General features: G+C 68.0%; 11 protein-coding genes. 7 read left to right on the forward strand and 4 right to left on the reverse strand.

The window, feature by feature from the left end:
• Window positions 1-145: 145 nt before the first annotated feature.
• Window positions 146-817 carry a GntR family transcriptional regulator gene (locus ASG92_RS23010; protein ID WP_056633985.1) on the reverse strand — a complete coding sequence of 224 codons (672 nt, stop codon included), beginning with the start codon at window positions 815-817 and terminating at the stop codon, window positions 146-148.
• 184 nt (window positions 818-1,001) lie between these two features.
• On the opposite strand from ASG92_RS23010, the gene glyA reads away from it, so the two are divergent.
• From glyA to purU, 7 genes are read left to right on the forward strand one after another with little or no spacing between them, the layout of a single operon-like run.
• Window positions 1,002-2,366 carry a serine hydroxymethyltransferase gene (gene glyA / locus ASG92_RS23015; RefSeq protein ID WP_056633987.1) on the forward strand — a complete coding sequence of 455 codons (1,365 nt, stop codon included), beginning with the start codon at window positions 1,002-1,004 and terminating at the stop codon, window positions 2,364-2,366.
• The gene (locus tag ASG92_RS23020) at window positions 2,363-3,583 is read left to right on the forward strand and encodes a sarcosine oxidase subunit beta family protein (RefSeq protein WP_056633990.1); all 1,221 of its coding nucleotides are present in this window, start codon (window positions 2,363-2,365) and stop codon (window positions 3,581-3,583) included. The genes glyA and ASG92_RS23020 overlap by 4 nt, the downstream gene beginning before the upstream one ends.
• Window positions 3,584-3,609: 26 nt before the next feature.
• Window positions 3,610-4,032: a sarcosine oxidase subunit delta gene (locus ASG92_RS23025; RefSeq protein ID WP_056633993.1), complete on the forward strand. Its 423-nt coding sequence runs from the start codon at window positions 3,610-3,612 to the stop codon at window positions 4,030-4,032.
• A complete protein-coding gene (locus tag ASG92_RS23030; RefSeq protein WP_056633996.1) occupies window positions 4,029-6,977 on the forward strand; it encodes a sarcosine oxidase subunit alpha family protein in 2,949 nt (982 codons plus the stop codon). Before ASG92_RS23025 ends, ASG92_RS23030 begins: the two co-directional genes overlap by 4 nt.
• On the forward strand, window positions 6,970-7,605 hold the full coding sequence (locus ASG92_RS23035; RefSeq protein WP_056633999.1) for a sarcosine oxidase subunit gamma family protein: 636 nt from the start codon (window positions 6,970-6,972) through the stop codon (window positions 7,603-7,605). The genes ASG92_RS23030 and ASG92_RS23035 overlap by 8 nt, the downstream gene beginning before the upstream one ends.
• Window positions 7,605-8,978, forward strand: a complete 1,374-nt coding sequence (locus tag ASG92_RS23040) for an L-serine ammonia-lyase (protein ID WP_056634002.1) — start codon at window positions 7,605-7,607, stop codon at window positions 8,976-8,978. The genes ASG92_RS23035 and ASG92_RS23040 overlap by 1 nt, the downstream gene beginning before the upstream one ends.
• A gap of 3 nt (window positions 8,979-8,981) precedes the next feature.
• On the forward strand, window positions 8,982-9,878 hold the full coding sequence (gene purU / locus ASG92_RS23045) for a formyltetrahydrofolate deformylase (RefSeq protein WP_056634005.1): 897 nt from the start codon (window positions 8,982-8,984) through the stop codon (window positions 9,876-9,878).
• 262 nt (window positions 9,879-10,140) lie between these two features.
• Here purU and bcp read toward each other — a convergent pair whose 3' ends face one another.
• The 3 genes from bcp to ASG92_RS23060 form a co-directional block, all read right to left on the reverse strand.
• On the reverse strand, window positions 10,141-10,620 hold the full coding sequence (bcp, locus tag ASG92_RS23050; protein WP_056634008.1) for a thioredoxin-dependent thiol peroxidase: 480 nt from the start codon (window positions 10,618-10,620) through the stop codon (window positions 10,141-10,143).
• Window positions 10,621-10,744: 124 nt separating this feature from the next.
• Complete coding sequence (locus tag ASG92_RS23055; protein WP_056634011.1) at window positions 10,745-11,488, reverse strand: winged helix-turn-helix domain-containing protein; 744 nt, start codon at window positions 11,486-11,488, stop codon at window positions 10,745-10,747.
• A gap of 11 nt (window positions 11,489-11,499) precedes the next feature.
• The coding region (locus ASG92_RS23060) for an amidohydrolase family protein (protein WP_157372428.1) at window positions 11,500-11,877 on the reverse strand (378 nt) is incomplete at its 5' end.

Consider the following 11,877-nt stretch of genomic DNA (forward strand, 5'->3'; position numbering starts at 1 on the left):
CGCAAAAACACGGGCCCTGGAAACAGCATCCACGCGAGCACAAATAGATGAGGCACGCACAACACTTTCGCGAGCATCTTGACATGAGTCACTACGGGGCGCGGCCTTCAACAAGGCTGTGCCGGATCGGCGTTGCCTGCCGCGCCTAAAGGACCTTCCGGATGGTCTCTTCGAAGCTCGTGACGTGGTGCAAAGCCAGTTCACCGGCCTTGTCGGCGTCCCCTTCAGCCACCGCCCTGAGCAGGTCCACGTGCTCGGTGATGTGGCCGCTCACTGACGGCACCTTGTCCAGGACCAGGCACCAGATGCGGGTTGCCAGGTTGTCGTAGCGGATCAGGGTGTCCTCGAGGTGCGGATTCGCGGCGGCCCGGTAGATCAGACGGTGCACCGTGAGGTCGTACTTCATGAGCTCGCGGGATTCTGCGGGGCCCGGGGCCAGCCCCGCGATGGTGTCGGCGACGCTCAGCAATTCGCGGCGCATGGCCGCGCTGGCCCTCGTCGCCGCACGGCGGGCCGCCAGCGGTTCCAGCAGTTCCCGGATTTCCGAGACGTCGGCCAGTTCGGTGAAGTCCACGTTGGTGGCAAACGTTCCACGGCGCGGATAGGACACCACCAGGTGGTCCACCTCCAGCCGCTTGATCGCCTCGCGCACCGGCGTGCGGCCGAAGCCGAGCTCGGCGGCCAGCTGCCCGTCGTTGATGGGTTCGCCCGGCCGGATTTCAAGCATGATCAGCTTGTCGCGCAACTGCCGGTACGCCGCCTCCGCCTGTGACGGTGCTTCGTCCTCGGCGGGCGGCAATGCGGGAAGTGCATTCACGGCGCGGCTCCGTTCTACGGTGCGGGGGTCCTCTTAGATATTGGGCCCTTTGGGGTCCGAGTCTCAAACGGAAGCTCAGTGCCAGTTTGCTGCCGGCTATTGACTCTCTTGTGAGCTCAATCATACCATTGTCATCACACTGATATATCAGTTAGAGACAGAATGGTATTTCAAAGGAGCATCCGTGGTTGAGCAGTTGAATGAGCGACTTTCCGCAGTCGATCCAGAGGTCGAGCAGGCCGTTGCCCGCGAGCTGGTCCGCCAGCAGTCCACCCTCGAAATGATCGCTTCGGAGAATTTTGCTCCCGCGGCCGTCATGGAGGCACAGGGCTCGGTCCTGACCAACAAGTACGCCGAGGGCTACCCCGGAAAGCGCTACTACGGCGGCTGCGAGCACGTGGACGTTGTTGAGCAGCTCGCGATTGACCGCGTGAAGGCCCTGTTCGGCGCCGAGTTCGCCAACGTCCAGCCGCACTCGGGCGCCCAGGCCAACGCGGCCGCAATGTTCGCGCTGCTGAACCCGGGCGACACCATCATGGGACTGGACCTGGCCCACGGCGGCCACCTCACCCACGGCATGCGCATCAACTTCTCCGGCAAGCTCTACAACGTGGTCCCGTACCACGTGCGCGAATCCGACTTCCGCGTGGACATGGCCGAGGTCGAAGCCCTGGCTCTGCAGCACCGCCCGCGCCTGATCGTGGCCGGCTGGTCCGCCTACTCCCGCCAGCTCGACTTCGCCGAGTTCCGCCGGATCGCGGACCTGGTGGACGCGTACCTCATGGTGGACATGGCGCACTTCGCCGGCCTGGTGGCAGCAGGGCTGCACCCCAACCCGGTGCCCTACGCCGACGTCGTCACCACCACGACGCACAAGACCCTGGGCGGCCCGCGCGGCGGAGTCATCCTCGCCAAGGAGGAGTACGCCCGCAAGATCAACAGCGCCGTGTTCCCGGGCCAGCAGGGCGGCCCGCTGGAGCACGTCATCGCCGCCAAGGCCGTGGCCTTCAAGCTGGCCGGAGCGCCTGAATTCAAGGAACGCCAGGAACGCGTCCTCGAGGGAGCCAAGCTGCTGGCTGCCCGGCTCCTGCAGGAGGACGTGGCGGCGGCCGGCATCTCCGTGGTCAACGGCGGCACCGACGTCCACCTGGTCCTCGTGGACCTGCGGAACTCTGAACTGGACGGCCAGCAGGCCGAAGACGTGCTGCACCGGATCGGCATCACCGTCAACCGCAACGCCGTGCCGTTCGACCCCCGCCCGCCGATGGTCTCCTCCGGGCTCCGCATCGGAACACCGGCCCTGGCCACCCGCGGCTTCGGTGCCGCCGAATTCACCGAAGTGGCGGACATCATTGCGACGGCGCTCATCGCCGCCGCCGGTACTGGCACCAACGGCACCGGAACCCTGGCGGAGGACACCGCCGTCGAACTCGGCGCCCGGGTCACGGCGCTCGCCGACCGGTTCCCCCTCTACCCGCATCTTTCCGAGAACAGCAGCGGCACCGAGATTGCCGCCTTTGAGGCAGACATGATTGGAGCAGCCCAGTGAGCACCCACCAGCTCCCGGAACACCCGGATTTCCTCTGGCACAACCCGGAGCCCAAGTCCTCCTATGACGCCGTGATCGTGGGCGGCGGCGGGCACGGTCTGGCCACTGCCTACTTCCTGGCCAAGAACCACGGCATGACCAACATCGCCGTCCTGGAAAAGGGCTGGCTGGCCGGCGGCAACATGGCGCGGAACACCACCATCATCCGTTCCAACTACCTTTGGGACGAGAGCGCGGCCATCTACGAGCACGCCCTGAAGCTCTGGGAAATCCTGCCGGAGGAGCTCGAATACGACTTCCTGTTCAGCCAGCGGGGCGTCATGAACCTCGCCCACACCCTGGGTGATGTCCGCGAGAGCATCCGTCGCGTCGGGGCGAACAAGCTCAACGGCGTGGACGCGGAATGGCTGGAGCCGGACCAGGTCAAGGAACTCTGCCCCATCCTGAACATCAGCGACAACATCCGCTACCCCGTCATGGGCGCCACCTACCAGCCGCGCGCGGGCATCGCCAAGCACGACCATGTGGCCTGGGCCTTCGCCCGCAAGTGCGACGAGCTGGGCGTGGACATCATCCAGAACTGCGAAGTCACCGGCTTCATAAAGGACGGAAACCGCGTGGTGGGCGTCAAGACCAACCGCGGCACCATCAACACCGAAAAGGTGGGCCTGTGCGCGGCCGGGCACAGCTCGGTCCTGGCGGAAATGGCCGGGTTCCGGCTCCCCATCCAGTCGCACCCGCTGCAGGCTTTGGTCTCCGAACTGCACGAACCGGTCCACCCCACCGTGGTGATGTCCAACCACGTGCATGTCTACGTCTCGCAGGCCCACAAGGGCGAACTGGTCATGGGCGCCGGCGTCGACTCCTACAACGGCTACGGCCAGCGCGGATCCTTCCACGTGATCGAGCACCAGATGGCAGCCGCCGTCGAGCTGTTCCCCATCTTCGCCCGGGCACACGTGCTCCGGACCTGGGGCGGCATCGTGGACACCACGCTGGACGCCTCGCCGATCGTGGGCACCACGCCCGTGGAGAACATGTTCGTCAACTGCGGCTGGGGGACCGGCGGGTTCAAGGGCACCCCGGCTGCGGGACTCACGTTCGCGCACACTATCGCCACGGGCGCACCGCACAAGCTGAACAGGCCGTTTGCGCTGGAACGCTTTGAAACCGGAGCCCTGATCGATGAACACGGCGCCGCCGCCGTCGCCCACTAGCCGGGCCCACTAGAAAGAAGACGCACATGCTGCTTATCTCCTGCCCCAACTGCGGCTCGCGTGACGAGACCGAGTTTCACTACGGCGGCCAGGCCCACGTGTCCTACCCGGAAAACCCGAACGAGCTGAACGACCGCGAATGGGCCGAATACCTGTTCTACCGGGACAACACCAAGGGAACGTTCGCCGAACGCTGGCTCCACAGCACCGGCTGCCGCCAGTGGTTCAACATGCTCCGTGACACGGTCACGTACGACATCCAGGCCGTCTACCCGATGGGCGCGCCTCGGCCCTCGACGGCGGTCCCCGCCGCGGCTGAAGCCGGAACCGCCAGCGTCGCCGCTGACAGCACCACCACCGGGACCACCGCGCCCGGCACCTCTGCAACCAGCACTTCCCCAGGCACCACTAAGTCCGGCATCACCGCCCCGGAAGGAGCAACCAAGTGACTTCCCAGAACGCCCGCCTCGCCGCCGGCGGACGCATCGACCGCAGCATCTCCTGGCGTTTCACCGTGGACGGCGAGGAATTCACCGGCCACCCCGGCGACACGCTCGCCTCGGCCCTGCTCGCCAACGGCCGGATCGCCGTCGGCAACTCCCTCTACGAGGACCGGCCCCGCGGCATCCTGGCCGCCGGGGTGGAGGAACCGAACGCGCTGGTCCGGATCGAGCCGCGGTTCCCCGGCCACGTGGCAGAGTCCATGCTCCCCGCCACCGCCGTCACCCTGGTGGACGGCCTGAAGGCGGGCCTGCTGAACGGCCTGGGACGGCTGGACCCGGAGGATGACCGCGCCGAGTACGACAAGAAGTACGTCCACACGGACGTCCTGGTGGTCGGCGGCGGCCCCGCCGGCCTGGCAGCGGCCCGCGAGGCCGTGCGCACCGGCGCCCGCGTGATCCTGATGGACGACCAGCCCGAGCTGGGTGGCACGCTCCTCTCCGGATCCACGGCGCCTGACCTGGCCGAAACCATCGAGGGCAAGCCGGCCCTGGAGTGGGTGGCGGACGTCGAGGCCGAGCTCGTCTCCGCGGCCGAATGCACCGTCCTGAACCGCACCACGGCCTTCGGCGCCTACGACGCCAACTACGTCATCGCCGTCCAGAACCGCACCGACCACCTGTCCACTCCGGCAGCCCCCGGCGTGTCCCGGCAGCGGATTTGGCACATCCGTGCCAATCAGGTTGTCCTGGCTCCCGGTGCCCACGAACGCCCGCTGGTGTTCGAGAACAACGACCGCCCGGGCATCATGCTCGCCTCGGCCGTCCGCAGCTACCTCAACCGTTACGCCGTCGCCGCCGGGCAGCGAGTGGTCATCGGCACCACCAACGACACCGCCTACGCCCTGGCCGCGGACCTTCGGGCCGCCGGCGTCAAGGTCGCGGCCGTCGTCGACGCCCGTCCCGGCCTCACCCCGGTGGCTGCCGCCGCCGTCGAAGCCGGCACCCGCGTGCTGATCGGCAGCGCCGTGGCCAACACCGCCTCCTCCGAGTCCGGCGACGGCCGGCTGAACAGCGTCACCGTCCGCAGCATCAACGACGACGGCGAGCTCACCTCCGGCATCGAAGAGATCGCCTGCGACCTGCTGGCAGTCTCCGGCGGCTGGAGCCCGCTGGTGCACCTCCACTCGCAGCGGCAGGGAAAGCTGCGCTGGGACGAGGATCTGGCGGCATTCGTGCCGAGCACCGTGGTCCCGAACCAGCAGACCATTGGCTCGGGCCGCGGCAGCTTCGAACTCAAGGACTGCCTCGCCGAAGGCATCTCGGCCGGAGTCTCGGCAGCGATCGCTGCCGGCTTCGAATCCGCCGACGAGCCGTCCGTGATCGGCGAGCCGAAAGCGTCCGCCCCCACCCGCCAGCTGTGGCTGGTCCCGGGGCAGTCCGGCACGCCGGACGACTGGCACCACCACTTCGTCGACTTCCAGCGCGACCAGACCGTGGCCGACGTCCTCCGCTCCACCGGGGCCGGCATGCGGTCCGTGGAGCACATCAAGCGCTACACCTCCATCAGCACCGCGAACGACCAGGGCAAGACCTCCGGCGTCAACGCGATCGGCGTCATCGCCGCCGCGCTCCGGCAGGCCGGCGAGGCGTCGCGGGGCATCGGCGACATCGGCACCACCACCTACCGCGCGCCGTTCACCCCAGTCGCCTTCGCGGCACTGGCCGGACGCCAGCGCGGCGAACTCTTCGACCCCGCCCGCGTCACGTCCATCCACCCGTGGCACGTGGCACAGGGCGCGCTGTTCGAGGACGTGGGGCAGTGGAAGCGGCCCTGGTACTACCCTCAGTCCGGCGAGGACATGGACGAGGCAGTGCTGCGCGAGTGCGCCGCCGTCCGCGAGTCCGTGGGTTTCATGGACGCCACCACGCTCGGCAAGATTGAAATCCGGGGCAAGGACGCCGGTGAGTTCCTCAACCGGATCTACACCAACGCGTTCAAGAAGCTCGCGCCGGGCTCCGCCCGCTACGGCGTCATGTGCATGGCGGACGGCATGATTTTCGACGACGGCGTGACCCTCCGCCTCGACGAGGACCGGTTCTTCATGACCACCACCACCGGCGGCGCCGCGAAGGTGCTGGACTGGCTGGAGGAATGGCTGCAGACCGAATGGCCCGAACTGGACGTGCACTGCACCTCGGTGACCGAACAGTGGAGCACCATTGCCGTCGTCGGGCCCAAATCCCGCGCGGTGATCGCCAAGGTGGCACCCGAACTCGCCGCCAACGGCGGGCTCGACGCCGAGGCGTTCCCGTTCATGACCTTTCGCGAAACCACCCTCGCCTCCGGCGTGAAGGCGCGGATCTGCCGGATCTCGTTCTCCGGCGAACTGGCCTACGAGATCAACGTGCCGTCCTGGTACGGGCTCAACACCTGGGAAGCCGTGGCCGCAGCAGGCGCCGAGTTCGACATCACCCCGTACGGCACCGAAACCATGCACGTGCTCCGGGCCGAGAAGGGATACCCGATTGTCGGGCAGGACACCGACGGCACCGTCACGCCGCAGGACGCCGGCATGGAATGGGTGGTCTCCAAGGTCAAGGACTTCGTCGGCAAGCGCTCCTACGCCAGGACCGACGCCCAGCGCCAGGACCGCAAGCACCTGGTCAGCGTCCTGCCCGTGGACGGTTCACTCCGGTTGCCGGAAGGAACCCAGCTGGTGGAGAAGGGGATCCCGGTGAACCCGGCCTATGGACCCGTGCCCATGCAGGGCTTCGTGACCTCCAGCTACCACAGCGCCGCGCTCGGAAGGTCGTTCGCACTGGCGCTGATCAAGAACGGCCGCAACCGGATCGGCGAGACCCTCGTGGCCGCAGCCGGCGACCAGCTGGTTGATGTCGTCGTCGCCGAAACCGTACTTTTTGACCCCGAAGGGACCCGCAAAGATGGCTAACACCGCAGCACTCAAAGGCATCAATGGACTCCGGGAAATCCGCCGCAGCCCGGCCTCCCACCTGGCCCAGGCGATGGAGACCGGCTCCGTTCCGGGGACGGTCGTCCTGAAGGAGGGCCCGTTCCAGACCATGGCCGGCGTCCGGGTGGATCCGAACTCCGAGGAAAGCGCCCGGATCGCGTCCGTGGCCGGCGGCCTGCCGGCACGCTGCGGCGAGGTCAGCGGCAAGGAGGGCGTGAGCGTCCTGTGGCTCGGCCCGTCCGAGTTCCTGGTCGTGGCGCCGGAAGAGGCCCACGACTCCCTGGGCGGAGACCTCATCGGCTCCCTCACGGCCGCCCTGGGCGACGCCCCGGGCCAGGTGGTGGACCTCTCCGCCAACCGCACCACCTTCGAGCTCAGCGGCCCGCGGGCCCGTGCCGTGCTGGAGAAGGGCTGCGCCCTGGACCTGCACCCGCGCAGCTTCACGCCCGGTACCGCCGTGTCCACCGAGGTGGGCAACATCCCCGTCGCCCTGCTGAAGACCGGGGAGGAAAGCTTCCGGCTCTTCCCCCGCGCTTCATTCGCGGACTACCTGGGCCGGTGGCTCCTGGACGCCATGAGGGAGTTCGCTTCCCCCGAGGTGCCCTGATGGCGCTCAGTGCGCTGGACCTGTTCTCCGTTGGCATCGGGCCGTCGTCGTCGCACACGGTCGGCCCGATGCGGGCAGCCAAGCTGTTCGCCGACGGCCTCAAGGGCGGCGGACTCCTGAGCTCCACCACGCGGGTCCAGGCCGAGCTGTTCGGATCGCTCGGTGCCACCGGCCGCGGCCACGGCTCCGACAAGGCCGTGGTGCTCGGCCTCCAGGGACTGGAACCGGAAACCGTGGACACGTCCACGGCCGACGACCAGGTGGCTGCCGCCGCGCTGGACGCCGAACTCCGGATCGGCGGGGACCACCGGGTGGACTTCAACTGGGACGAGGACGTGGTGCTGCACCGCCGCAAGTCCCTGCCCGCACATCCGAACGGCATGACCTTCCGGGCGCTGGACCACGCCGGCGCCGTGCTCAGCGAGCGGAGCTTCTATTCGATTGGGGGCGGGTTCGTTGTTGACGGGGACGCCGACGCCGGTGACCAGGTGGTGGCCGATGACACCCCGCTGCCGTACCCCTTCACCACGGCCAACGAACTCCTGGAGATCTGCCGCCGCGAAGGCATGTCCATCTCCGACGTCATGCTCGCCAACGAACTCGTGTGGCGCAGTGAAGCGGAGCTCCGCGAGGAGCTGCTGAAGCTCTGGGCCGTCATGCGCGAGTGCGTGGACAACGGCTGCGCCGCGGAAGGGATCCTTCCCGGCGGGCTCAACGTCAGGCGCCGGGCGCCGTCGTTATTCCAGACCCTGACGGCGGACACCGGCGTGACCGATCCGCTCCGGGCCATGGAGTGGGTGAACCTCTTCGCGCTCGCCGTCAACGAGGAAAACGCCGCCGGCGGGCGCATCGTCACCGCCCCCACCAACGGCGCAGCCGGCATCGTCCCGGCGGTGCTGCACTACTACGCGAAGTTTGTTCCGGGGGCCGACGACGACGGTGTGGTCCGCTTCCTGCTGGCCGCGGCCGCTGTCGGAATTCTCTTCAAGATCAACGCCTCCATCTCCGGCGCGGAAGTGGGCTGCCAGGGCGAGGTGGGCTCGGCCTGCTCCATGGCCGCCGCCGGGCTGTGCGAGGTGCTGGGCGGCACCCCCGAACAGGTGGAAAACGCCGCCGAAGTGGGGATCGAGCACAACCTCGGGCTGACCTGCGATCCCGTGGGCGGCCTGGTGCAGATTCCCTGCATCGAACGGAACGCCATCGCCAGCGTGAAGGCCATCAACGCCGCGCGGCTGGCGCTGCACGGCGACGGCAGCCACAAGGTGTCGCTGGACAAAGCCATCAAAACCATGCGCGAGACAGGAGCGGACATGAAAACCAAATACAAGGAGACGTCCCGAGGGGGCCTCGCCGTGAATGTGATCGAGTGCTGAGCCATGACTGCCATCAAGCCTGAAACCTTTACCGGTCCGTCCGCCACCACCGTGGAGCATGTCCTGACGCTGGACTGCCGCGAGTCGCCGGGCATCGTCCACGCCGTCTCCGGCTTCCTGCTGGAACACGGCTGCGACATCATCGACAACCAGCAGTTCGGCGAACGCTCCGAGGGGCACTTCTTCATGCGGGTGCACTTTGCGTCCGACGGCGATGCCTCCACTGCGGACACCCTGCGGGCCGCTTTTGCCCCGGTGGCTGACCGCTTCGGGATGAGCTGGCGGCTGGAGCCGGACGGCTCCAAGCGCCGCGTGCTGATCATGGTGTCGAAGTTCGGGCACTGCCTGAACGACCTGCTGTTCCGCGCCAGGATCGGCGAGTTGCCGGTGGACGTGGTGGCCGTGGTGTCCAACCACACCGACCACCAGGCCTTGGTGGAATGGCACGGGATCCCGTTCTTCCACGTGCCTGTCACCGCCGCCACCAAGCCGGAGGCCGAGGCCAGGCTGCTGGAACTCGTGGACGAGTTCGACGTCGAACTGGTGGTCCTGGCGCGCTACATGCAGGTCCTCAGCGACGGGCTGACGCGCAAGCTGGACGGGCGCGCCATCAACATCCACCACTCGTTCCTGCCCAGCTTCAAGGGCGCCAAGCCGTACCACCAGGCCTACGCCCGCGGGGTGAAGACCGTGGGTGCCACGGCGCACTACGTCAACGGCGAGCTCGACGAGGGACCCATCATCGCCCAGCAGGTGGTGGAGGTGGACCACACCTACGGCCCGGAGGACCTCGTGGCCGCCGGCCGCGACACCGAGTGCAAGGCCCTGAGCAACGCCGTCCGCTGGCACTGCGAGGGCCGGGTGATCCTCCGCGGCAACAGGACGGTGGTGCTCCGCTAACCTACCGGGACGCCATCTCTCACTTCCCGTCGCTTGGACCGGGACGCTCTGTCACTTCCAGTCGCTTAAGCCGGGACGCTCTCTCACTTCCTTGGGGGAGGTGGGAGAGCGTCTCTCTTTTTCTTGCGAAAGGTGAGAGAGCGTCCCCCGGGTTCGTGCAGGAGGTGAGAGAGCGTCCCCCGGGTTCGTGCAGGAGGTGAGAGAGCGTCCCGGAGGAACGGGCGGGAAGTGAGAGAGCGTCGGGAGGGGGAGCAGGGGGCGGTTAGACGCCGAGCTCGTCCTTCAGCGCCTGCACGTGGCCCTGGGCCTTGACCTGGTAGCGGGCCAGGCGGACCTTGCCCTCGGGGTCCAGTACCACGGTGGAGCGGACGATGCCCTCGCGGACCTCACCGTCCACGAGCTTCTCGCCCCAGGCGCCGTAGGCCAGCGCCACGGCGTGGTCCTCGTCGGCGAGCAGCGGGAAGGTCAATGCGAAGTCGCCGGTGAAGTGCGCCAGCTTCTCCGGGGCATCGGGGGAGACGCCCAGGACCTCGTAGCCGGAGCCCTGGAAGGTTGCCAGGTTGTCGCGGAAATCGCAGGCCTCGGTGGTGCAGCCGGGGGTGGCGGCCTCGGGGTAGAAGTACACGATGACGTTCTTGCCGCGGTAGTCGGCCAGCGAGGTCTGCTTGCCTTCGGCGTCCCGCAGGGTGAAGTCCGGCGCCTGGGTTCCAGGCTGGAGCTTGTTGGTCAGGTTTAGGCTCATGGCATTCCTTCGGATGGATCTGGGTCAAACAAAAACATGTCAGACAAAAACTGGTCAGGCAAGAACTGCACGTCGAATAAGGACTCAGTCGGGCAAACAAGGACTGAAAGTGATAACAGCCGGCCTAGATGCTGTATTCCGCCGGGCCGCGCACCGTGGCCGCCGGACCAGGGATGAACTGGTAACCGCCGCCGCGCACGGTGGCGATCGCGTGCCGCCCGCCGCGCAGCTTCCGCCGCACCCGCCCCACGTAGACGTCGATGGAGCGCGTGGCCGCGCCCGGGCTGTCGAACGATTCCAGGAACAGCCGCAGCTCCTCCCGGCCAATGGCGCGCGAGCAGTTTTCCACGAGGTAGCGCAGTAGCTTGAATTCGACGCCGGTCAGCGCCACGCGCTCGCCGTCCAGCAGTACCTCGCCCGCGGCGAGGTCGACGGCGACCCGGCTCACCGGCCCGGGCGACGGCGGAAGGGAGGCGCCGTCGTCGTCCGTGTGCGGGGAGTCCTCCGTGGAGAACGACGACGGCGCGGGAGTGCCGCCGTCGGGACCGGCCGGCGCCCACTCCCCAGGGGGCGTCCCGGCCGGTGACATCCCGACGTCGGACGTTGCAGCTCCGGCAGCAGGCCAGTGGACTTCCGCCTCCGGAGCAATCTTCAGGGCGCGCGCCAGCACAAGTTCGGCAGCGCGCGCCAGTACGGCTTCATCGATTTCCTGCCCTGCCCCGACGGTTACCCAAACGGCCAGGCCCCGCGCCTTCAGCGACGGTGCCTTCAGCGACGGCGCCCTACGCGGCGGCGTCCCCGGCACCGCCGTCCCCGGAACCGGCGCACACCGTATCCTCGGGGCGGGCGTATGGGCGTGGACAGCCATGCCGGTGCGCCTCAGACGCCGCCGCGGCGGATCAGTTTGCCGCCGGGGGTCTGGCCGTCCACCACGTTGCCGCGCAGGTAGGTGCGGTGGACGACGCCGGAGAGGGCCTTGCCGTCGTAGGGGGTGATGGGGTTTTTGTGCTTGAGCTTGGAGACGTCGACCACGAAGGCCTCGTCGGGGGCGAAGACGGAGAAGTCGGCGTCGTATCCGAGCGCGAGCTGGCCCTTGTTGGAGAGGCGGGCGAGGGCGGCGGGCTTCTCCGCCATCCACGAGACCACCTGTTCCAGGGAGATGCCGCGGTGCCGGGCCTCGGTCCAGATCAGGGACAGGCCCAGCTGGAGCGAGGAGACGCCGCCCCAGGCCACGGCGAAGTCGCCGTTTTCCAGGTC

The sequence above is a fragment of the Arthrobacter sp. Soil736 genome (genome assembly GCF_001428005.1).
In the GTDB taxonomy this organism is placed as follows: domain Bacteria; phylum Actinomycetota; class Actinomycetes; order Actinomycetales; family Micrococcaceae; genus Arthrobacter.

Excerpts from the sequence above, each read along its gene's own strand:
- ASG92_RS23025 (WP_056633993.1), top strand. The coding sequence starts at position 3,610 with ATGCTGCTTATCTCCTGCCCCAACTGCGGCTCGCGTGACGAGACCGAG.
- ASG92_RS23035 (WP_056633999.1), top strand. The coding sequence starts at position 6,970 with ATGGCTAACACCGCAGCACTCAAAGGCATCAATGGACTCCGGGAAATC.
- ASG92_RS23040 (WP_056634002.1), top strand. The coding sequence starts at position 7,605 with ATGGCGCTCAGTGCGCTGGACCTGTTCTCCGTTGGCATCGGGCCGTCG.
- purU (WP_056634005.1), top strand. The coding sequence starts at position 8,982 with ATGACTGCCATCAAGCCTGAAACCTTTACCGGTCCGTCCGCCACCACC.
- bcp (WP_056634008.1), bottom strand. The coding sequence starts at position 10,620 with ATGAGCCTAAACCTGACCAACAAGCTCCAGCCTGGAACCCAGGCGCCG.
- ASG92_RS23055 (WP_056634011.1), bottom strand. The coding sequence starts at position 11,488 with ATGGCTGTCCACGCCCATACGCCCGCCCCGAGGATACGGTGTGCGCCG.